This is a genomic window from Pedobacter sp. B4-66 (genome assembly GCF_018492665.1).
In the GTDB taxonomy this organism is placed as follows: domain Bacteria; phylum Bacteroidota; class Bacteroidia; order Sphingobacteriales; family Sphingobacteriaceae; genus Pedobacter.
On the sequence record NZ_JAFVME010000009.1, the window covers coordinates 215,840 to 235,199 of the forward strand.

A 19,360-nucleotide genomic window follows, 5' to 3' on the forward strand; every position below is an offset into this window, starting at 1 on the left:
GCAAAATATGACAATCAACATTCAAGATTTTAAAGACTCTTTAATTAGCGGGAAGATACCTTCAAATCTATCTGTTCATTTGCAGGCGCTTTGGCATGATGGAAAAGGCGACTGGAAAACAGCGCACGATCTCATTGATCATTTAAATGATAAACGATCGGCTCATGTCCACGCCTATCTGCATCGAAAGGAAGGAGACATATGGAATGCTGATTATTGGTATAATAGAGCAAGTCAATCAAGGCCTAATATCTCTTTGGAAAAAGAATGGGAGAACCTTGTTTCATTATTTTTGTAGTTGTTCCTAAATTCTACTGGCAATTAAAATGATTCTGTATATTTAAGTTTCTTAAATTTTTTATTAATTGCTATGAAACACGCTTGTACTTTTCTTTTCTTATTTTTATTAACAGGCTTTTTGCCTAAAACTTATGCACAAACTCAACCAAAAGGCGGCTCGATTGCTGATGTTGCTTTTATTCAAGGTAGCTGGAAAGCAACTACTCCTGAGGGACAAACAATAGAAGGAGTTTGGTTACAGCCGGAAGGCGAAAACATACTTGGTTTTATGCGTATGATGAAAGCCGGTAAAGCCGACCTTTACGAAATACTGGCATACGAACAAACCGAATTAGGCCTAGTCTCGATGGTAAAGCATTTTAAGCCGGGTTTATTAGGCTTAGAAGAAAAAGACAAGCATGACCGTTACAATTTTGTGGAAGCGAGTAAAGACCGTGCTATCTTCCAGAAAGAAGGCGAAAGTTTACGCATTCTATATGAAAAACGCTCTGCTAATCAATTTGTTATTGCCAGAGGTAACCTCCAAGATGGCAAATGGGTGTTTAAAGACCTATTTGTATTTAACCGTACAAAATAATTATTTACGGGGCTTTTTTAATTAAAGGCCCCGTATTTTAGGAAGGCAACAGCCTTATTTCCTCCTCTACTCCAATCTCATTGATAAAATACTCATCATGAGAAATCACCAACAAAGTCCCCTTGTAATCCTTTATTACCGAGGTAATCACCTCCAGGCTTTGAATATCCAAATTGTTAGTTGGTTCGTCTAAAATGATAAGTTCTGGAGAATTATTACTAACCAATAGACAGCAAAATATCAACTTGATCTTTTCTCCCCCACTAAGTTGCCCGCAAGTCTTATCCCACATATCAACTTTAAAAAGAAACTGATGTAACAATGTTTTAAGTCTGTGTTCTGGTAAATGCGAAGTATTAAACTCTTGCACTTGCTCAAAAATGGTCAGCCTATTATCCAATAGCGAATATTCCTGATCAATATAAAGGTGTTTAAAATCAGCGATGGATAATGTTCCTGTTGAAGCTTTTAAGCTTCCCATCATCAATTTCAAAAGTGTGGTTTTACCAACACCATTTCTTCCGGTTATGGCAACCCTGTCCCCGCTTCTAACCTGAAAACTTAAAGGATTTTCCCATATGTATTTTGATTGGTAGCCAAAATTTATATTCTGAGCAGTTATTAATATTTTACCTACATGCAAGCTGGCATTCTCAAAAACCATTTTCAATTCTTTTAGCTCTGGCAATTCTTGCTTAATCTGCTGGAGATTCTGCAAAAGGCCATTTACCTTATCAGCGTGAACTTCCTGCAGTTTAGACGTACTTTGCTCAGCCTTGTTTCTTATCGTATTCATAAAAATTCGTGGAACACCTTTCTTAATCTGCTTCTTATTCCCCCTTGAATCCTCCTTTTGTTTGCGTTCTGCGGCCTCTCTGGCTATCTGTTTAGCTTGGCGCAACGCTTTTTCTTTATGATCTGCCTGCGCTTCTAAGGCTCTCAGTTCCTCTTTTTTCTGATCTTTAAAAAACTCATAATTTCCACCATAAACCTTTATCCCATTTTTATTTAGTTCATAAGTTAAATCAAGAAGATTAAGCAAATTCCTATCATGACTTACCACTATCATTGTTGCCTTTCCGGTTTCAATAAGATGATGTAACTGCTTTCGACTCTCAGTATCAAGATGATTTGAGGGTTCATCAAAGAGTATAATAGACGGAGAATGAATTGCAATGCCTGATAAAAACACCTTTGTTTTTTCTCCTCCACTAAGCTTATGCATCGACTGAGATAATTTTATATGTTCAATACTCCATAATTCTAGTGCGGCCAGAGCCCGTTCTTCAATATTCCAATCGTCATCCAATTTAGAAAAATTGGATAAAGAACCGTCACCGTTTATTATGGCTTGCAAAGCTTCCAGTTTCTGATTAATACCCAAAGATTGGGCTACGGTTAAATCATCGTACTGACCAAAATGCTGAGGGACATAAAAAGGCTTCTCACTTGATGAAACATCACCTGAAGCAGCTTGAATTTGTCCTGCAATAATTTCTAACAAAGTCGATTTCCCAGCACCATTGCCGCCAATTAACGCGATCTTTTCTCCTTTAGAAATTGAAAAATTAATATTATTAAAAAGATATTCCCTATTGGGGTGTATATATGATAGTTGCTTAACTACAATACCCATAAAAGCATCATTGATAAAAAGTAAATGAATAAAATTTAAATTGTGCGTGAGCACAAGACGGTTAAAGAAATACAGGTGTATTGTTTACATTTAAGTAAAAGATAAATGATTCAAATTCTACAAGCCAAAATGTTCCGTGGGATTCGGAATTACAAGATGGTCTTAACCATCATTTTACTTAGATATTCTCATTGGAGTAATTATTCGTTTACAATGCAAATGTAAATATTTTTTTGAAGAAACGAATTTTATCAGAACAAATCAAATAACCAGATTCTTATGAACCTGATGAAGAAATTGCTCATAATAGTCAGCTAGCTTCGACAAATCCTTTAGCGGATCCGGAGGATACATTAATGCATTAAAGAATGTTTCGATATCCCTTTCAGTAGTCAGGATAACTTCGTCTTTTGTTATTTCAACCGGCTCATTCAGAGCGGTTACACCCTGCTTTTCCATAAGAAACTTTTGATATACCAATATACAAAAATTTCGCTAATTAGCCACAATTTTAACTATTTATAATTACGTCTTGTGCATCTTACACATGCATCAATCCATTCCTATACTTTTACTTTATTAATTAGCAGTTGCCTGATAGTTACTAAATGGCTAAAAAGTACAACTGGCACTATAAAAGCAGGAAGCAGGCTGAATGGAAAATACAAAACGCCAATATTCGGTTGATCAAATCCAAACTTTTGAAGTGGTGATGGAGCCGATAAAAGAGCATTCACAACAATATTGATTAGTAAAAAAAGACAAATCACATTCCACGCCAGTAACGATCCCTTTGCCATTTTCCCTTTTGTTATACCGAAATAAACCACCAAAGGAGATGAGATACCAGCTAAAATATCAAAATTCCTTCCCTCAAATGTCATTAATTCAGGAACTGCCCCATAGATAAACAGCAAATACAAAGTGATCTCAACAGGAATCCTCACTATGTGTACATAAGTAAGGTTTAACATTGGGAGCTCGTCTATAAAGTTTCTACCTGACTTAGTCAAAAAAACTAATATGATAGTCAAGATAGCGGGCAACACCCCTATCAATGCAATCTTAGGTGGAAAGGAAGTAGTATCCGAACTAAACACATGATTTAAAGCTAATACTGACTGAACTATAAGCCACATTATCAAAACAATTAAGAAAAGATTAGCTTTAGCACGAACAGTAATGCTCGAAGAATTCTTTACTACCCCATGAAATAAAAATAGCGTAAGCAAAACCGTTAGTACAAAAAACACATTAACAAATAAGGGGATACCTGTAATCATTTTTTAAATTATTAAATCAGTAATTCGTCAATCTGCTTGGCTAGCACCCTATCCTTTTCTGTAACGATATCACCAGCATCATGTGTACTTAACCAAATCTCTAATTTATTCCATTCATTACACCATTTTGGATGATGATTATTTTTTTCAGCCAAAAAGGCGATTTTCACCATAAAAGCAAAGGTTTCTTGAAAATCTTTGAATATTAAAATTTTGTGTAGCTTATTTTCAACCACCTCCCACTCCTTTTGAACTATATTTTCCATGTATATGGCTATAAAATTGCGGCATCATTGCTGCTCATAGTAGAACAAGTTACACCTACTTATGTTTAAATCCATTGAAAAAACATCAAATTGGTCTACATACCTGTAATTAACAGGTCTTTTAGCCTCCAAAACCCTAAATTAGCCGAATGAAAAGTAAAATTGTTCTAATAATTATTTCAATCTCTGCTGTAGTAACCCTTATTGCAAAAGCACTTGAAATAATAAACGATGATTACAGTACAGATAAATTTCTTGTATGCATCTGGAGCTTAGTAGCTTTGTTTTATTGCATTAAAGCAAATAAAATTGAAGAGAGATAGTTTTACGATAATTTGTAAATTAGGGATTACAATTGATTTGTTATGGAAAAGAAAAGATATCAGGGACCATCAAACGATAAAGACAGATCAAAGCAGAAATTAATACAGGCAGTTGGAACTGTAGTAAAAGCTAAAGGATATACAGGACTAACAGCGACGAATATCTCAAAAGCCGCCGGTTTAGATCGTAAACTAGTTACACTTTATTTTGGATCAGTAGATAACCTGATTGAAATTTACGTTAAGAGTAAAGACTACTGGGTTGCTGCCTCAGGTGAGGTAAACAATCTGACCGAAGACAACCAAGGAAAAGACACGAAACAGGTATTAGAAAAACTTCTTCTCAGTCAACTAGATTACTTCTATGGAAATGAAGAAATGCAGAAAATTGTCCTGTGGCAAATAAGTCAAAGAAGCCAAATCATGTTTCAAGTTTGCGAAGAGAGAGAACAACTTAGCTCTAAATTCTTCGCATTAACAGATAAAGAACTGAAGGGTAAAGACATCGATCTGAGAGCAATAGTAGGCCTATTGGTGTCGGGCATTTATCATATGGTACTTCATGCTAAAACAACAGATAGTCTTTTCTGTGAGATTGACATCAATAAGCCAGAAGGGATGAAAAGAATAAAAGATGCAATAAGTTTGATTTTGGAATCTGCTTATAGCAATAAATAAAACAAAAAACATCTCTATAATCTTTCCTATTAATGGTCAGATTCGTGTACTAAAAAAGCAAAAAGTTAATCTTGATGAGCCAACATGGTATGGTATTTGTTTCGCGATTATTCAATCAAAAAAATAAATATCTATTTAAAAAACTATGAAAAGATTTACGAAAATCCTATCCCTTTCCCTTGTATTGGGTTTAACTCTATTATTTTCTTGCTCAAAAGACAAAGACAAAGGGCCCTCAGGTTCTCACAAAGTTGTATTTAAAGCTGTAGGTTCTACAGGTGTTGCAATCAGTGTTGCAGTATATGTCGATGGCTCTGGAAAAACAGAAAGCTTCACTAGTTTAACTGGCCAAACATGGACAAGTACGGAATACACCATTCCTGCATCTGCTCGTGTAGTTAGCTTTGGTGCAAACGCCACTGGGCCAAATGCAAACTCAACACTTGTTACAGAAATCTGGGTTGACGGTGTTAAAAAGGCCGATGGTAAAGCTACAGGTACAATTTTAAGTCCTAATGCATCATACACTTTCGAATAATATTTTGGAGTGATTTAAAACACAAGGGGGTCCATATTTTTACATATGGTCCCCCTTGTGTTTTAGTCTGCTTATTAGAACTTATATCCAAGAGAAATGCCAAATCCCTGGTTTTTCATTTTACCTTTCCCTTTTACTCCATTAAACTCTGTTTGCAAATTTGCCAAGCCAATCTGACCATTGAATTGAATCGAATATTGATTAAAGAGCTCATATCCTACTAAAAAATTAGCCCCATAATCAAGCGGTTTACCATATAGATACGTTCCAAATTCACCCTTTGATCCATCATTCTGAAAAATAACATCTCCGCTGTCTCCTATCTGGATATCGCCAATTAAAACACCTGATGTAGACTTCCACTTACCTCCTGTTCCATATCCTAAATAACCACCGGCACCCAATATTAAATTTCCACCTACTAATTTTGGTTTATAAAGTAAGTTAATGGGCACTTCTAAATAAGAAACATCAGCTTTAAAGTCATTGCTATAACCAAAGCCTTTTCCCTTTTGTTTAAATCCTTTAGCAGAATATAATGCCGCTGGCTGAACATAGAAATCACCGGCAATAGGGATGTCTATAGTAAGTCCTAAGTGAAAGCCGGGAATCGATTCGGCTTCTCCTTTATCACCATTTTCCATCTCCATAATCGCATTCGAAAAATTTACACCGGTTCTTACACCTATTCTCGTTTGTGCTTTAGCAATATTTAAAGTCGCAGCTAGAAAAAGCAGAAGTATCGGCACGTACAATTTATTATTTCTCATAGTTTGTTTGTTTTTGATTTAAAGTTGTAATTATTAACTGAATAATCGAGATAATCAAACATACTAATTTTCTCACTGTAGGGAAAATTAAACAACTCTAAATAATTTGTCGAATTTATAGTACACAAAGAGAAATTTCAGCATGTCATGATTTTTTGCTTTGGCATGAAAGTAGTACAAGCATTTGTATAAAATAAATAAGAATGAATTTACCATCGTTTAGTAGAGTTAATTTTAAAAAGGTGAAAACAGACGTAAGGGCAGGTTTTAAGAATCTTGCCACGGGTGGTTTTAAGCAGATTTTTAATCAGATTGACCAACTTAACATCAAAAAAGGTGTTGACACTATGGGGATCGATAAATTTATCAATCAATGTGCCTTACTGGCAGCAGGTTCAGGCTTAATTACTGGAATAGGCGGGGTAGGAACCATGCTTGTTGGTACCCCTCTGGATGTGATCAACATTATCACACAACAATTCCGGGTAACTCTCGCTATCTCCTATCACAACACCGGAAAATATAAAATCAGTTTTGAGGACTTTTTTAAGATAGTCGCCTCATCTGTAAAGGCAGATGCTAAACTTGCCATTAGCAAAAACATTATGGAGGAGGTTGCAGAAAAAATCCTTATGAGTTTAGGCTCCAGAGCAAGTCGCAGACTCATCCCGGTAGCAGGTGGTGTAATTGGCGGCACCATAAATTATTTGTTCATTAAGGGACTTGCAAAAGAATTGAGAGAAAAGGGGATTTAACCCAATTTCCACTCAGGTCTTTCAAAGTGGCAGGTATATCCATACGGATTCTTTTGTAAATAATCCTGATGTTCTTTCTCCGCATTCCAAAAATCAGTTGCCGGAACAACTTCTGTAACAATTTGGCCAGGCCACTTACCCGAGGCCTCCATATCAGCAATTAAAACATTGGCAACTTCTCTTTGCGTTTCATCTACAAAGAAAATAGCAGAACGATAAGAAGTACCTATATCATTTCCTTGCCTATTACGCGTTGTTGGGTCATGAATCTGGAAAAAATATTCAAGCAACCCACGATAAGATAAACGTGATGGATCAAATACGATCTCTATAGCTTCGGCATGGGTTCCATGATTCCGATAAGTAGCATTAGTAACATCACCCCCCGTGTATCCAACTACTGTTGAAATAACACCTGGTTGATGTCTAACTAGTTCTTCTACTCCCCAAAAACAACCTGCTGCAAGAATGGCTTTCTCAGTATTCATATAACTTTTCTATTTAATTGCACAAAGGTACGATGCTAATGGACAAAAGACAAACCTGCTCCCAAGGAAAGCCCGTTTTCATCAAAAACTTCCATTACGGAAGAGCTTACCCCTACTCTCGCCAAGCTTTTTACCAGCTCTGGACCAATATCATTATTGCTCACAACCCGCAGTATCTTATCACTATCTTCAAGATCAACAGACCACTCTAAAATACCTAAAAAACCATCGATGATCTGGCAAATATGCTGTAAATCAATTGGTGCATTAATTACTGTTGACATGATGATGTATCTGGACATAAAGAAGCCTAAATGAGGCGACAAATGTATAAAATAATTTGCAAACAAACCAATCGTTCGGTATCTTTGAAGTATGGAAAACCCATATAAAAGAAAGAAAGACCCAGAAGCGAGTAAGCAGCTAATTCTTGATACTGCCGCTGAAATAGGTGCCACAGCAGACTGGCATCAGGTTACTTTCCAAGCCATTGCCGATAAAACCGGACTAAGTAAAGGTGGTATTATCCATCATTTTCGAAATAAAGAAGAGCTACTAGAAGAACTGGTACGCCAAAGTCTCGTTGAGCTGACAGAATGGACTGTTGAGGAAAAAAGAACTTCAGGAAACAACATCGCCCCCATTGCCTTTCTGAGATTTGTTATAAAAAAAAGTAGTGATATCCGTTATAGGAGAACCATGAAAGTCATTTTACAGGCAGCATTAATTAATGAACACTATAAAAAAATGTGGGATGAATGGTTTACGTCACATATTTCAGGCGGTCCAGTGGCAGACTTTGATGTCAACAGCTTAATAATTATCCTTGTTGCAGATGGGCTTTGGTATGCAGACAACCTTGGTCTTTATAGCATTAGTGCTGAAAAAAAAGAACAGATAGTAAACAAGTTACTCAACTTAAATTAATCTCATGAACAATTCCAACGAAACTACAGTCCACGAAGGCAAAACATTCACCGCTATTAATTATGCTGAAAAGAGATTGGAGAACCGAGAATTTATAAAATGTGAATTTGTAAATTGTGATTTTTCTAAAAGTGATTTAAGCCATAACGATTTCATGGATTGTCATTTTAAACAGTGCAATTTTTCACTTACCATTGTTACAGGTACAGGATTTAAGGATGTAACTTTTACCGGCTGTAAAGTACTGGGTATCGACTTTTCAAAATGCAATAAGTTTCTATTTTCTTTCAATTTTGAACAATGCCATCTTGATTATTCTACCTTTTATGGTACAAAACTTAAGAAGACAAAATTTACAGATTGTTCGCTCAAAGAAACTGATTTTGAAGAATCTGATTTAACCTCCAGCACATTTCATAACTGCGATCTTTCAGGGGCAACCTTTGTAAGATCCGTTTTGGAGAAAACAGATTTTCGCACTGCAAGAAACTTTAGTCTGGATCCATCAGTTAATAAAGTAAAACAGGCCAAATTTTCTGCACTGAACCTTTCTGGACTGCTTTACCAATTTAATCTGGACATTGATTACCATGATGATTAATGTCACACTCGATGAAATTTCTTACTCACGCTATACTTGATAGTTATAGGCTTACAGCACTTAAAAATAACCTACTGTTATTTTTTTTATAAAAAACTTAGAATTCTTTTAAACAATCCTTATTTTACGCTGATATTGTTATTCGTTAAGCAACTACTTTTCGAAAGCGATAATAACTTACTTTAATAGCTAAATACAATGCCACAAGGAACAGTAAAATTTTTTAATGAGTCAAAAGGATTTGGCTTTATCGTACCTGAGAACGGAGATGCAGAAATTTTTGTACATGTTACAGGACTAGCAGGCCCTATCAGGGAAAACGACAAAGTTACCTATGAGGTTGAAAACGGCAAAAAAGGCCTAAATGCAACAAACGTTAAAGTCATCTAAGTTATTGATGTTTTTATCTAAAGAGGGTATCTAAAAAGGTTTAATTACTATTTAATTATGCTCATCGTCATTCTGAAATAAATTCAGAATGACGATTTTACCTTTTTGGATACTCTCTTTTTTATTTCAGCTCTAGTGAACTTCCGTCAATTTCATTAATCTGCCGCGTCTTTAAAACTGGACTATGCGGTTGTAATCTCCCATTGCGACAATATCCCAAAGCATTAATTGTAAAAATGAGCTAAATGACGATAGACGAAATCATAGATCAGATATATAATATACCCGAAAGTTCAAAAACAGCACTAAAGGAAAACATTTCTGAGGTAGCCTATCCCAAAAATCACATTTTATTAAAAGCCGATAAGATTGAAGCCAACATTTATTTTATTAAAAAAGGTATAGTCAGAGCTTTTGCACCACAAAAGGAAAAAGACATTACGTTTTGGTTTGGCGAAGAAGGCGAAACCATTCTTTCAATGAAAAGCTATGTAGAGCGTAAAAAAGGTTATGAAAACGTTGAACTTTTGGAAGATTGTGAACTTTATGAATTAAAAGTAGCACATCTAAACAATCTTTACAACCAGGATATTCACATTGCCAATTGGGGAAGAAAACTAGCTGAAAAAGAATTGCTAAAAATAGAAAGTAGAGTTATATCATCAGAATTACTGTCTGCAAAGGAGCGCTATGATGCACTAATGTCAAATTCCCCAAGCCTCATCCAGCGCGTTCCGTTAAAATACATCGCCTCATATCTTGGCATCACACCTGTTAGTCTAAGCAGAATCCGTAAGGAAAAATAACCATCTTAAAAAGCTATTATTTATCATAGGATAATTTTGCTGTGATTTATTCTCGATAATTTTGCTCTGTTTATTAACAATCTTAAACAGAAATTAATTATGTCGAGCAAAAATATAAAAAGCACTTTGTCCATAGCTGAAATCATCCCTACCAAGACACGTATTCGACTTGCAATAATATGGCTAATTGTTGGGCTTTTTACAGTGCTCGGACATTCTTTACTTGGTGATAGCATGTCACCTGGTACGGCTGCAATTGCTTTCTTTATATTACTCTTTACCATTGTGGGAGCAGCTTTTGGTGTCGTAAAAGAAGCCGATGAATTAGCACATAAACTTGGAGAACCATACGGGACTTTAATACTAACGCTATCTATTGTTTCCATCGAAGTAATCCTTATTTCGGCCGTAATGCTAGGACCAGGAGAATTTCCAACCATCGGCAAGGATTCTATCTTCTCTGTAATGATGATTATTATGAATCTCGTTATCGGTCTGTGTATTTTGTTAGGAGGATTGAAATATGGAGAACAAGAATACAATGCACAAGGCACCATGTCGTATCTGGGAATGATCATTATGCTGGGAGGTATTGGCATGATGTTACCAAATTTTATCGAGGGAGCCGGAAACGGGATGTTCAGTAATACACAGGCAATTGTGCTTTCCTCCTTGATTATAATCTTATACGGATTTTTTCTCTTTTTTCAGATGAAAGGATACCGACACCTATATGTACAACCCAAAAAAGGTTTCATGGAAATACCTTTTGCGGAAAGACATGCAGCAGCGTTGCCTATTGAGACCGGTAGCTTAAATAAAACATCCAAAGAAAATAAGAATGAAATACTGATTCGCTCCATTGTGTTAGTTGCGACGATATTGCCTATTGTTCTACTCTCGCACAACATGGCTACGGTTGTTGATTATGGGATTAAAGCGGCTAATTTGCCACCATTACTTGGTGGAGTATTGATTGCGATTATTGTATTTACCCCCGAATCTATGACAGCTGTGAAAGCAGCAATCAATAATGAATTTCAACGGGCTATCAATCTTTGCCATGGAGCATTTGTTTCTACAGTAGGTTTAACAGTTCCGTCGGTGCTTATTGTTGGCTTAATTACAGGAAAAACTGTATTATTTGGTCTTACCGCTACCGAAATGATTCTTTTTGTTATCACCTTACTATTAAGTTTGATGACCTTTTTAGGCAAACGAACAACCCCCATTGTTGGCCTAATGCACCTGGTACTTTTCGTAGTATTTATTATGTTGATTTTTAACCCTTAATATTCCTAAAAACATACAACTAGAGCAATTAAGATCCGTTTTATACTGGGCAAAAAAGTGCTATTTCACAATTTATTGAGAAAAAAAAAATTTCACTTTGACGCCGTAACATTAATTGATATAGCTAAAGGATTCAGTTATGAAAAAAAGAATTATAATAATCGGTGGTGGCTTTGCAGGGCTCAACGTTGCAAGAAATATCGATAACAAAGAATATCAAATTACGCTAGTAGACAGGAACAATTACATTTTCTTTCCACCTCTTTTGTATCAGGTAGCCACTGGCTTTTTAGAACCATCTAGCATCAGTTATCCATATAGAAAAATGTTAAGGAACAAGTCTAATCTTAATTTTAAGTTGGGCGAAGTATTAAATGTAATTCCTGAACAAAACAAGATCATACTTACGACAGGGGAACTGGAATACGATTACCTGGTTTTCGCAACAGGTACAGAAACTAATTATTTTGGAATGGAGAATGTTGAGAAGAAAGCTATTCCAATGAAAACAATTAACGACGCTTTAGAAATGCGGAATTATTTCCTAAGGCAATTGGAACGAGCAACAACTTTCACCTCTTACAAAAACAGACTAAAAAAAGTATTAACGATAGTAGTAGCAGGCGGCGGGCCAACTGGAGTTGAAATATCAGGAATGTTGGCAGAAATGCAAACTTCTGTATTTAGGAAAGATTATCCCGAATTTGAAAAAGTACGTATACAAAGTCACATATACATTGTAGATGGTAGCGCCCAGTTGTTATCACCAATGAGTAAGAAATCACAGGACGACACCTACAGAAAATTGGAAGAAATGGGAGTAAAAATAATCCTAAATGCCCAGGTTACTGACTATGTAGACGATAAAGTAATACTAAGTAATGGACAGTTTATTGAAACTGAAAACTTAATATGGGCGGCAGGTGTTACTTCACAATTATTTAATGGAATACCCAGTGAATATTACGGACGAGGCAGACGATTGATAACAGATGCTCACAACAAAATAGAGGGTTTAAAAAACATATATGCTGTAGGCGATACCTCCATTCAAACAACAGATAGTGATTTTCCGGGTGGGCATCCACAAGTTGCCCAGGTAGCATTACAACAAGGGAAAAATCTTGCAAATAATTTCAATCGACTTTTAAGAAACAAACCGCTTACTCCTTTTAAATACAATGACAGAGGATCAATGGCGATAATTGGACGCAATAAAGCAGTAGCAGATATTCCGCCCAATTTACACTTCAAAGGATTTATCGCTTGGGTGTTATGGATTTTTATACACCTAATTTCATTAGTACATTATAGAAATAGAATTACTACCGTATACAACTGGATAGTGGCTTACTTCACGAAAGATCAAGCTCTAAGAATGATGATAAGACCCACTGCTCCTTCAGTCAAAACAAGCGCAACTACTTCTGCTGAACCAATTTATCAATATCCTGAGGTGTAAGTCCGTGTACTGCTTCAAATATCACCGGCAAAAAACTCTTAAAATCAGGATATTTTGTATGGTCAGTTTCATAAACAACTGCTAGCTCCTCGAGCATCGGGATTAGGACAAAGCCCATTTCAGTAACGTGCATCTTTCTTAACCGATTGGCCTCTGTTTCATCACCCATGGCGACGGCGGTTCTTATCTCCCCTAGCCTAACCAGATGCTCAATTACGCATACGTCCCAATTTCCTATATAGGAATTCTCCAGAGATTTAGCCAAGGCTGGAGTAAATAAAGCACTGTCCTGAAGTATTGTAGGTTTCATCTTTGCCAATTGCGGGTTCACAAAAGAATGTCCAACCTCATGAACAGTTAAAAACCGGGTTACCTCTGCGTTATCGAACCCAAAATGCTGGTAATCTTTCAGCGCTTTCAGGAGTGGAAGCTGAATACTCGAGCTAAATACCATAGCAGAAACTTTGCCCTTTGGACTGGTTAGCATCGGTCCGAAAGCACGATAATTATCATCTCCTGCAGTAATGGGCATACCAGGCATGAGGTAAAGTTCATAACCTGCAAACTGCTGACCATACCATTTTTCCATATAAGGTATAGCCTTAATATTGATGTACTTTCTAGCTTCTGCCAACGCACCTTTGTAAAAGACAGTATTCTTTTTCAGGAAATCTCCTACTCGTGCTTGCTTATAAAATGAAGCTAAACTATCCCCCAACTCTATGCCAAGCGCTTTTGCACCAGGATATTGAGTTTCATTATACATAGGCAGGTCATTAGGTACAGGCCATCTGAATCCTTTTTTGGGAAATTGATGAAGATATAGTAGATATTCAATTTGTTGAGAATTGTCATGCTGGATGTCCCTTAATTGCTTCAGAATTTCTGATATTCTTAAGATAACTGGTCGATCCTTCCAGCTTCTAAATTCCTTATAACCGAAATATACGATCGGCTGGTGATCAAAACTGGCTTCCTTATTACTAAATACATAATTTCTTATATGATCAACTGCCAGTTTCTCGGCAATAAAATAAGTTTCAATATTAGCATTTACACTCAAAGATACCTTTGGTGATATTTGTTCGGATAGCTGGCAATAAGCTGCCATTGGCATTAAGAAAGACAGCAGCGACAGAAATGGTATTTTCATAAACGTAACTTGATTTAGTGGGGGGCTACCAAGCTAATGCCAAAACACAAAACTTAAACATAGTGCAAATAGACAGCTTAAAACAGGTGTTACCAAACCAGCCCCTGTCCGAAATCGTACAGATGCTGTACGTATTGGGACATGTAATTTACGGTCTTATTTTCCCAAAAGCAATCTCGCTTGTGTTCCCCATTGGCCAATAAAAAGGTCTGGTTTGCCATCTCCGTTTACATCACCAACGGCAATTCCCCAGCTTCTGCCTACAGTAGATTCTGGAATCATTTCACTGGTCACCAATTTAAAATTCCCCTTGCCATCATTTTGCAATGCCTGAACCTGCATCGGCTCAAAAGGAGGAATCTTAAGTGCACTTAATATAATATCCGGGTGCTTATCATGATTAAAATCAAAAATTGCTCCTGCATAAGTAGAATATTCCTGTTTAGGAATTCTTTTTGCCGTTTCGTCCTTAAAGTTTCCTTTACCATCATTGATCAATAAACGAGCGGTAGGGTCTTTCTCAAATTTACCTCCATTGCTTGTTAAATTAAGAAAAAGGATATCCGGGCGCTTGTCTCCATTTGCATCGAATATTAAAACTTCCCTTGTATGTAAAGGAACCGTCAGTTCCAGCTTTTCTGCCTTTTCGGTAAAATGTCCTTTCCCATCATTAAAGAATAAACGATTTGGGGGCACCTCATTTCCTACAACTAAATCCAGATATCCATCCCCATTTAAATCTACCAACTTAACTGATTGTGTTTCCCAACGGAGCGCAGGTAGCCCCTCTTTGGTATAATCAATAAAGTGTCCGGGTTTTTCCTGATTATTGATCCATAAGAAATTTTGTGGGGTAGGACCTGTATTTCCAACAATAATATCCAGCAAACCATCTCCGTTTACATCTCCAATATCCAAGCCATTAGCTTCGCTTTTCGCAGGCAATCGCTCGCTCACATCTCTAAAAGTTCCATCTCCATTTCCTAAATAAAATTCATGATTCTGATCATCTTCCGCAACGAATATGACATCTAAATTTCCATCTTTATCAAAGTCTCCCACCCTTACGTGTTCTGTATCATGTGATTTCTCCGCAAAAACACCTTTCTTCCACGTGAATTTCCCTGTGCCGTCGTTCATATATAGCCGGTTGGGTAAATTTTCTAAGGCCAATATGGCGTCTAAATGTCGATCGCCATTTACATCAACCAATACCACATCCAAAGTATGTGCTCCCGCGTCTGCGGGTAAGTGAGTACTCGTTACATCTTTGAAATATTTAGTCTCTGTAATTTGCGAAAAGCCATTATAAATAATAATAAAACTTAGTAGTGCGGTAATCGTGTAAGACTTTCCAAATAGTGAAAACTTCATAATTATAAGATTTTAAGATTTCAAAACACTTAATAACCTACAAGATAAGGTCTTCTGTTGAAGAAAGAAACAATAATAATTATAAAGCCATTATTTCCATTAGGAAATAGATGAGTTCTTACTCTTTACTTCTTATCGATACTGTAACGTAGCGACACTAAGCCAGTTTTGTAAATTTTACTTTCCAGGAGCGTTAGTTTGGTTCGACTCTCCTGGCTACGGAATAATGGTTTCCCACTACCAAGAAGTATAGGATGTACTGACATCCATAGTTCATCTACCAATCCGTCTTTCATCAGGGCATCAGTGAGTGAAGCACCACCAAACAACCATATGTCTTTACCAGGTTGCTCTTTTATCCTACGTGCTTCGGAAATACTATCGTCTGATATAAGTATCGCCCCTTCTTTTACAGATTTCAGCGTTTTAGAAAATACATATTCAGTCATCGCTGGCATACCAGGAACTAAATCTCCATTATTGCTATCTGCATATTGCTGAGCCATTTCATAGCTTTTACGACCGATGAAGATCGCATCTACACGAGTAAAGAACTCATTCAGACCATAGTCCTGGTCTGTAAAGCACCAGTCGTACTCACCGTTGGGCCCTTCAATATATCCATCCAATGTTACAGCCAATCCTAATATTAATTTTCGCATATTGTTAATATTTTAATTCTACAAAACTGCAAGGATTCAAGTATTCCAAATTGTACAAAACGGACATTAATAGAAAATGTGCGGTGCATGTACCACCTCGCCAGGTGAATGACCTGTATAAACCTTATAGTCACGGTTAAAATGTGCCTGATCATAATAACCACTTTCGTAGGCAACTTCGGTAAGTGAAAGGGTCGGGTATTTTTTCAAATGGTTCAATGAATGGATGAATCTACAAACGCATAGATATTCTTTGGGGGATAAACCTACACACTGCTGAAACTTTCGCGAAAGATGGCGTTGACTAAGGCCAATATCATTTGTAAGCTTACTTAAAGATACTAAACCACCTGAGAGTTGTGCCTGATCCAGACAATATGCTACCTGTAAGTCCTTTTTATCGAAGACCAATTGTTGTAGCAAATATTTTTGTACCAAGTCTACTCGTTCATTATTATTGCAAATCCCTGCTAGTTTATCCTCTATCTCTACCGCCACTCCACTCCATACATCTGAAAGGGCTATAGTAGTATCGGTTAGCGTATGCATCGGGACTTGAAAGAAACTATATGCCATACCGGGATAAAAACAAATTGCTAAGCAACCTGCCCCCTTTCGCATCTGCACATCCATGGGACGACTCATGCGAAAAGTAATGATGCTTCGTTTATGCAATTCGTTGCCAATGATCGCAACAGGTGAGCTAGTATAATTCACGAAAAGCTCAACGCAAGTATCGGGCAGTACACGAATATGATGGGTATCTGCTTCTTCATCACAGTCCATAGTGCATATCAGCTTTATGTAAGGCTGCAGTTTTGGGATAACATCATACAGTTGCAAACGCATACTTTATAAATATTCGGCTAAGTTAGGTTTCTCTTCACTTGTAATCAAACCTTGAATAAGATAACTACAGTTACCATGGTAACATCTGGGAGTGAACATCAATAATCTTTATCTTTATCTCCGGTAATCAGAACTCCAAATGGAAAAGATCAATAGTAAAGCAACCGTAAAACATATCTTACTTGAAGCAAAGTTGGTTTTGAACCAGAAGGAAGCTAATGCTTTCATAACCGTCCTGCATCACACCCTGCTCAAAAAGAAAGTTAGGTTTCCTTTGCTAGAGTACGCCGCTAAGGAAATAGCTTCAACAATCCCTTATGCAGAGCAAATCAGTATTACGGATCACATCATCGAATTGAGGGAGATTGGTAGCCAGGTACTAGCCGGAATCATCTTGCAGCAGCGTATGCCAAAGGATTTCCAGCAATCGATTAGTAAAGCCTGCGACTACATCCAATTCGGTAATGAATGGTATGTATGTGACATAATTGGAGAACGTGTACTTGGTTATGCCTTGCTTACCATGCCAGATAAGACCATCCCTTTGCTAAAACAACTGGCCATTCACGAGGACAAATGGATTGTCAGGGCAGTTGGTGTTGCTACGCATTACGCAGTTAAAAAAGGCCTGGATACGGTTTTTGTAGCACCAGTATTCGACATACTTTTGTCCTTGGCAGGCACAACGGATTTTCATACAAAAAAAGGGATTGGATGGGGTGCCAAAACTGTTGCCAGATTTCACCCTGATATCATCGACCGTTATCACTCAAATATTGCATCGTCTGAAACAAAACAATGGTTCAAGACTAAAGTTAGAATAGGCCTTGGCCGCAGCAAGAAAAAATGACACAAACAATCATAGCTAAATCAATACTCAACAAAACAAAACGGCGTGATCCCTGGTTTCTGGACGATTACACGATAAATCCCTATAGTGGCTGTTCCTTTAACTGTCTGTATTGTTATATCAGGGGGAGTAAATACGGGATTAATATGGAAGAGAAGCTAAGTATTAAAAGTAATGCTGTTGAGCTACTGGACAGGCAGCTATCGATCCGCGCCCGTAAAAAACAATATGGCATCATTGTGTTGTCCTCAGCTACAGATCCCTATCTTCAAATCGAGAGGACACAACAGCTTACCCGGAGTCTTCTGGAAGTAATTCTGCATTACCGTTTTCCGGTACATATGATTACTAAATCGGATTTAATTGCCAGAGATTTCGATCTTCTTCAAGCCATCGACACTGAGGCAATACTCCCGGATGATCTTCGTCCTAAACTATCTCACAAAGCCTTCATTACCTTTTCTTTTTCAACTCTCGAGGATTCAATTGCTCATATTTTTGAGCCCGGTGCCACGCCACCTTCAGAGCGTTTGGAGACTTTAAAGGCGGCTATTCAAGCAGGACTGAGCACAGGTGTTAGCTTAATGCCCTTGTTACCATTCATAACGGACACCACAATGCAGCTTGAAAATATGTTTCAACAATTTGTGAAAGCCCATATCAATTATATATTCCCGGCAACACTAACATTATACGGGTCCGAGCCTTCAGATAGCAAAACGCTCGTGCTAAGAGCCGTAGAAAAACACTACCCACATTTACTCGAAAAATATCACAAATTTTTCGCAAACGGATCACAGATGCCATTGTATTATCGGCAGGCTTTCGCAAAAAAGATGGGGGCCTTGTGCCAAAAATACCAGCTCCGCAATAGTCTCCTATCACCATAAAAGTATTGAAAAATAGATTATTGTGTCAATCCACCTCCATCGATTGTGGTCAATCTGCGAAATTTTGCAAGTGTATTAACTGGGGCGTCAGCTGGGTAGCTAATGTAATTCAACTTAAGAGTATCACCCGCTACACTAAAGGTGGCTTTCTCGTAAAGCGCATAATTCGTAGAAATCCGTTCAACCGGTTTTCCTAGTTTCTGTTCAAGATTTTCAGTGATAGTTACGTTCAATTTATCGCCCTTAACCTGATAAGTCCCGATAAATTTAGAGCTAGCTCCATCGTTATAGGCAATCGTTAGAAAAAAGGTATTGTGTTTGGTAAAATTCACTGATCGCTTCAGTCCGTCCAAACCCATTTCCTCCCAATTGCCGTTTATAGGGTTTTCGGGCTGTACATTCTTATTTTTTTTACAAGAAGAAAAGCCAATAGAAAATAAAAGTAATACTGAAATTGTGGAAGTCAAGATTTTCATAGTTAGAGTGTTG

Annotated in this window: 26 protein-coding genes; 14 read left to right on the forward strand and 12 right to left on the reverse strand. The window is 37.1% G+C overall.

Features of this window, described 5'->3' with window-relative positions; genetic code table 11:
* Nucleotides 1–7 precede the first annotated feature (7 nt).
* Nucleotides 8–298, forward strand: a complete 291-nt coding sequence (locus tag J1905_RS15925) for a hypothetical protein (RefSeq protein WP_214228286.1) — start codon at nucleotides 8–10, stop codon at nucleotides 296–298.
* Between the two features lie 72 nt (nucleotides 299–370).
* Nucleotides 371–877, forward strand: a complete 507-nt coding sequence (locus tag J1905_RS15930; protein ID WP_214228287.1) for a DUF6265 family protein — start codon at nucleotides 371–373, stop codon at nucleotides 875–877.
* A gap of 37 nt (nucleotides 878–914) precedes the next feature.
* Here J1905_RS15930 and abc-f read toward each other — a convergent pair whose 3' ends face one another.
* The 4 genes from abc-f to J1905_RS15950 form a co-directional block, all read right to left on the reverse strand.
* Complete coding sequence (gene abc-f, locus J1905_RS15935) at nucleotides 915–2,513, reverse strand: ribosomal protection-like ABC-F family protein (RefSeq protein WP_214228288.1); 1,599 nt, start codon at nucleotides 2,511–2,513, stop codon at nucleotides 915–917.
* Between the two features lie 261 nt (nucleotides 2,514–2,774).
* Complete coding sequence (locus J1905_RS15940; RefSeq protein ID WP_173091541.1) at nucleotides 2,775–2,972, reverse strand: hypothetical protein; 198 nt, start codon at nucleotides 2,970–2,972, stop codon at nucleotides 2,775–2,777.
* A gap of 104 nt (nucleotides 2,973–3,076) precedes the next feature.
* On the reverse strand, nucleotides 3,077–3,796 hold the full coding sequence (locus J1905_RS15945; protein WP_214228289.1) for a DUF8737 domain-containing protein: 720 nt from the start codon (nucleotides 3,794–3,796) through the stop codon (nucleotides 3,077–3,079).
* An 11-nt stretch (nucleotides 3,797–3,807) separates the two neighbouring features.
* On the reverse strand, nucleotides 3,808–4,062 hold the full coding sequence (locus J1905_RS15950; protein WP_214228290.1) for a 4a-hydroxytetrahydrobiopterin dehydratase: 255 nt from the start codon (nucleotides 4,060–4,062) through the stop codon (nucleotides 3,808–3,810).
* Between the two features lie 149 nt (nucleotides 4,063–4,211).
* Here J1905_RS15950 and J1905_RS15955 point away from each other — a divergent pair, with 149 nt between their 5' ends.
* The 3 genes from J1905_RS15955 (at nucleotide 4,212) to J1905_RS15965 (ending at nucleotide 5,601) form a co-directional block, all read left to right on the forward strand.
* The gene (locus J1905_RS15955) at nucleotides 4,212–4,385 is read left to right on the forward strand and encodes a hypothetical protein (protein WP_214228291.1); all 174 of its coding nucleotides are present in this window, start codon (nucleotides 4,212–4,214) and stop codon (nucleotides 4,383–4,385) included.
* Nucleotides 4,386–4,427: 42 nt separating this feature from the next.
* A complete protein-coding gene (locus J1905_RS15960; protein WP_214228292.1) occupies nucleotides 4,428–5,063 on the forward strand; it encodes a TetR/AcrR family transcriptional regulator in 636 nt (211 codons plus the stop codon).
* A 145-nt stretch (nucleotides 5,064–5,208) separates the two neighbouring features.
* Nucleotides 5,209–5,601 carry a hypothetical protein gene (locus J1905_RS15965; RefSeq protein WP_214228293.1) on the forward strand — a complete coding sequence of 131 codons (393 nt, stop codon included), beginning with the start codon at nucleotides 5,209–5,211 and terminating at the stop codon, nucleotides 5,599–5,601.
* 74 nt (nucleotides 5,602–5,675) lie between these two features.
* On the opposite strand, the gene J1905_RS15970 is transcribed toward J1905_RS15965, so the two are convergent.
* Nucleotides 5,676–6,371: an outer membrane beta-barrel protein gene (locus J1905_RS15970; RefSeq protein ID WP_214228294.1), complete on the reverse strand. Its 696-nt coding sequence runs from the start codon at nucleotides 6,369–6,371 to the stop codon at nucleotides 5,676–5,678.
* Nucleotides 6,372–6,574: 203 nt separating this feature from the next.
* Between J1905_RS15970 and J1905_RS15975 the strand changes: the two genes are divergently transcribed.
* Nucleotides 6,575–7,126 (forward strand): hypothetical protein, encoded by a 552-nt coding sequence (locus tag J1905_RS15975; protein ID WP_214228295.1) that lies wholly within the window; start codon nucleotides 6,575–6,577, stop codon nucleotides 7,124–7,126.
* Here J1905_RS15975 and msrA read toward each other — a convergent pair.
* Together msrA and J1905_RS15985 are read right to left on the reverse strand one after the other, a co-directional pair.
* Nucleotides 7,123–7,614 (reverse strand): peptide-methionine (S)-S-oxide reductase MsrA, encoded by a 492-nt coding sequence (msrA, locus tag J1905_RS15980; protein ID WP_214228296.1) that lies wholly within the window; start codon nucleotides 7,612–7,614, stop codon nucleotides 7,123–7,125. The two genes, J1905_RS15975 and msrA, sit on opposite strands and share 4 nt — an antisense overlap.
* Nucleotides 7,615–7,649: 35 nt before the next feature.
* Nucleotides 7,650–7,898 (reverse strand): hypothetical protein, encoded by a 249-nt coding sequence (locus J1905_RS15985; protein ID WP_214228297.1) that lies wholly within the window; start codon nucleotides 7,896–7,898, stop codon nucleotides 7,650–7,652.
* A gap of 91 nt (nucleotides 7,899–7,989) precedes the next feature.
* Between J1905_RS15985 and J1905_RS15990 the strand changes: the two genes are divergently transcribed.
* The 6 genes from J1905_RS15990 to J1905_RS16015 all read left to right on the forward strand — a co-directional run bounded on the left by J1905_RS15990 (nucleotide 7,990) and on the right by J1905_RS16015 (nucleotide 13,093).
* Nucleotides 7,990–8,541, forward strand: coding sequence for a TetR/AcrR family transcriptional regulator (locus tag J1905_RS15990; RefSeq protein WP_214228298.1), 552 nt, complete (start codon nucleotides 7,990–7,992; stop codon nucleotides 8,539–8,541).
* A 4-nt stretch (nucleotides 8,542–8,545) separates the two neighbouring features.
* Complete coding sequence (locus tag J1905_RS15995; protein WP_173091518.1) at nucleotides 8,546–9,142, forward strand: pentapeptide repeat-containing protein; 597 nt, start codon at nucleotides 8,546–8,548, stop codon at nucleotides 9,140–9,142.
* A gap of 198 nt (nucleotides 9,143–9,340) precedes the next feature.
* Complete coding sequence (locus J1905_RS16000; protein WP_173091516.1) at nucleotides 9,341–9,532, forward strand: cold-shock protein; 192 nt, start codon at nucleotides 9,341–9,343, stop codon at nucleotides 9,530–9,532.
* Nucleotides 9,533–9,777: 245 nt separating this feature from the next.
* Nucleotides 9,778–10,338 (forward strand): Crp/Fnr family transcriptional regulator, encoded by a 561-nt coding sequence (locus tag J1905_RS16005; protein ID WP_214228299.1) that lies wholly within the window; start codon nucleotides 9,778–9,780, stop codon nucleotides 10,336–10,338.
* Nucleotides 10,339–10,437: 99 nt separating this feature from the next.
* Nucleotides 10,438–11,631, forward strand: coding sequence for a calcium:cation antiporter (locus tag J1905_RS16010; RefSeq protein WP_214228300.1), 1,194 nt, complete (start codon nucleotides 10,438–10,440; stop codon nucleotides 11,629–11,631).
* Between the two features lie 139 nt (nucleotides 11,632–11,770).
* Entirely contained in the window at nucleotides 11,771–13,093 is a 1,323-nt protein-coding gene (locus tag J1905_RS16015) for an NAD(P)/FAD-dependent oxidoreductase (RefSeq protein ID WP_214228301.1), read from the forward strand.
* Here the strand turns inward: J1905_RS16015 and J1905_RS16020 are convergent.
* From J1905_RS16020 to J1905_RS16035, 4 genes are all read right to left on the reverse strand, one after another.
* Entirely contained in the window at nucleotides 13,053–14,246 is a 1,194-nt protein-coding gene (locus tag J1905_RS16020) for a DUF4932 domain-containing protein (protein ID WP_214228302.1), read from the reverse strand. The genes J1905_RS16015 and J1905_RS16020 overlap by 41 nt on opposite strands.
* Before the next feature lie 156 nt (nucleotides 14,247–14,402).
* The gene (locus J1905_RS16025) at nucleotides 14,403–15,620 is read right to left on the reverse strand and encodes an FG-GAP repeat domain-containing protein (RefSeq protein ID WP_214228303.1); all 1,218 of its coding nucleotides are present in this window, start codon (nucleotides 15,618–15,620) and stop codon (nucleotides 14,403–14,405) included.
* Between the two features lie 125 nt (nucleotides 15,621–15,745).
* Nucleotides 15,746–16,282, reverse strand: a complete 537-nt coding sequence (locus J1905_RS16030; RefSeq protein ID WP_214228304.1) for a dihydrofolate reductase family protein — start codon at nucleotides 16,280–16,282, stop codon at nucleotides 15,746–15,748.
* A gap of 66 nt (nucleotides 16,283–16,348) precedes the next feature.
* Complete coding sequence (locus J1905_RS16035; RefSeq protein ID WP_214228305.1) at nucleotides 16,349–17,131, reverse strand: AraC family transcriptional regulator; 783 nt, start codon at nucleotides 17,129–17,131, stop codon at nucleotides 16,349–16,351.
* A 139-nt stretch (nucleotides 17,132–17,270) separates the two neighbouring features.
* Here J1905_RS16035 and J1905_RS16040 point away from each other — a divergent pair, with 139 nt between their 5' ends.
* The gene (locus J1905_RS16040; protein ID WP_214228306.1) at nucleotides 17,271–17,981 is read left to right on the forward strand and encodes a DNA alkylation repair protein; all 711 of its coding nucleotides are present in this window, start codon (nucleotides 17,271–17,273) and stop codon (nucleotides 17,979–17,981) included.
* Nucleotides 17,978–18,871 (forward strand): SPL family radical SAM protein, encoded by an 894-nt coding sequence (locus tag J1905_RS16045; RefSeq protein ID WP_350027986.1) that lies wholly within the window; start codon nucleotides 17,978–17,980, stop codon nucleotides 18,869–18,871. Before J1905_RS16040 ends, J1905_RS16045 begins: the two co-directional genes overlap by 4 nt.
* Before the next feature lie 17 nt (nucleotides 18,872–18,888).
* On the opposite strand, the gene J1905_RS16050 is transcribed toward J1905_RS16045, so the two are convergent.
* Nucleotides 18,889–19,347 carry a hypothetical protein gene (locus J1905_RS16050; protein WP_214228308.1) on the reverse strand — a complete coding sequence of 153 codons (459 nt, stop codon included), beginning with the start codon at nucleotides 19,345–19,347 and terminating at the stop codon, nucleotides 18,889–18,891.
* Between the last annotated feature and the right edge of the window lie 13 nt (nucleotides 19,348–19,360).

What these genes read in the sequence shown, in the direction of transcription:
- J1905_RS15925 (WP_214228286.1), top strand. Translation starts at nt 8, where the DNA reads ATGACAATCAACATTCAAGATTTTAAAGACTCTTTAATTAGCGGGAAG.
- J1905_RS15930 (WP_214228287.1), top strand. Translation starts at nt 371, where the DNA reads ATGAAACACGCTTGTACTTTTCTTTTCTTATTTTTATTAACAGGCTTT.
- abc-f (WP_214228288.1), bottom strand. Translation starts at nt 2,513, where the DNA reads ATGGGTATTGTAGTTAAGCAACTATCATATATACACCCCAATAGGGAA.
- J1905_RS15940 (WP_173091541.1), bottom strand. Translation starts at nt 2,972, where the DNA reads ATGGAAAAGCAGGGTGTAACCGCTCTGAATGAGCCGGTTGAAATAACA.
- J1905_RS15945 (WP_214228289.1), bottom strand. Translation starts at nt 3,796, where the DNA reads ATGATTACAGGTATCCCCTTATTTGTTAATGTGTTTTTTGTACTAACG.
- J1905_RS15950 (WP_214228290.1), bottom strand. Translation starts at nt 4,062, where the DNA reads ATGGAAAATATAGTTCAAAAGGAGTGGGAGGTGGTTGAAAATAAGCTA.
- J1905_RS15955 (WP_214228291.1), top strand. Translation starts at nt 4,212, where the DNA reads ATGAAAAGTAAAATTGTTCTAATAATTATTTCAATCTCTGCTGTAGTA.
- J1905_RS15960 (WP_214228292.1), top strand. Translation starts at nt 4,428, where the DNA reads ATGGAAAAGAAAAGATATCAGGGACCATCAAACGATAAAGACAGATCA.
- J1905_RS15965 (WP_214228293.1), top strand. Translation starts at nt 5,209, where the DNA reads ATGAAAAGATTTACGAAAATCCTATCCCTTTCCCTTGTATTGGGTTTA.
- J1905_RS15970 (WP_214228294.1), bottom strand. Translation starts at nt 6,371, where the DNA reads ATGAGAAATAATAAATTGTACGTGCCGATACTTCTGCTTTTTCTAGCT.
- J1905_RS15975 (WP_214228295.1), top strand. Translation starts at nt 6,575, where the DNA reads ATGAATTTACCATCGTTTAGTAGAGTTAATTTTAAAAAGGTGAAAACA.
- msrA (WP_214228296.1), bottom strand. Translation starts at nt 7,614, where the DNA reads ATGAATACTGAGAAAGCCATTCTTGCAGCAGGTTGTTTTTGGGGAGTA.
- J1905_RS15985 (WP_214228297.1), bottom strand. Translation starts at nt 7,898, where the DNA reads ATGTCAACAGTAATTAATGCACCAATTGATTTACAGCATATTTGCCAG.
- J1905_RS15990 (WP_214228298.1), top strand. Translation starts at nt 7,990, where the DNA reads ATGGAAAACCCATATAAAAGAAAGAAAGACCCAGAAGCGAGTAAGCAG.
- J1905_RS15995 (WP_173091518.1), top strand. Translation starts at nt 8,546, where the DNA reads ATGAACAATTCCAACGAAACTACAGTCCACGAAGGCAAAACATTCACC.
- J1905_RS16000 (WP_173091516.1), top strand. Translation starts at nt 9,341, where the DNA reads ATGCCACAAGGAACAGTAAAATTTTTTAATGAGTCAAAAGGATTTGGC.
- J1905_RS16005 (WP_214228299.1), top strand. Translation starts at nt 9,778, where the DNA reads ATGACGATAGACGAAATCATAGATCAGATATATAATATACCCGAAAGT.
- J1905_RS16010 (WP_214228300.1), top strand. Translation starts at nt 10,438, where the DNA reads ATGTCGAGCAAAAATATAAAAAGCACTTTGTCCATAGCTGAAATCATC.
- J1905_RS16015 (WP_214228301.1), top strand. Translation starts at nt 11,771, where the DNA reads ATGAAAAAAAGAATTATAATAATCGGTGGTGGCTTTGCAGGGCTCAAC.
- J1905_RS16020 (WP_214228302.1), bottom strand. Translation starts at nt 14,246, where the DNA reads ATGAAAATACCATTTCTGTCGCTGCTGTCTTTCTTAATGCCAATGGCA.
- J1905_RS16025 (WP_214228303.1), bottom strand. Translation starts at nt 15,620, where the DNA reads ATGAAGTTTTCACTATTTGGAAAGTCTTACACGATTACCGCACTACTA.
- J1905_RS16030 (WP_214228304.1), bottom strand. Translation starts at nt 16,282, where the DNA reads ATGCGAAAATTAATATTAGGATTGGCTGTAACATTGGATGGATATATT.
- J1905_RS16035 (WP_214228305.1), bottom strand. Translation starts at nt 17,131, where the DNA reads ATGCGTTTGCAACTGTATGATGTTATCCCAAAACTGCAGCCTTACATA.
- J1905_RS16040 (WP_214228306.1), top strand. Translation starts at nt 17,271, where the DNA reads ATGGAAAAGATCAATAGTAAAGCAACCGTAAAACATATCTTACTTGAA.
- J1905_RS16045 (WP_350027986.1), top strand. Translation starts at nt 17,978, where the DNA reads ATGACACAAACAATCATAGCTAAATCAATACTCAACAAAACAAAACGG.
- J1905_RS16050 (WP_214228308.1), bottom strand. Translation starts at nt 19,347, where the DNA reads ATGAAAATCTTGACTTCCACAATTTCAGTATTACTTTTATTTTCTATT.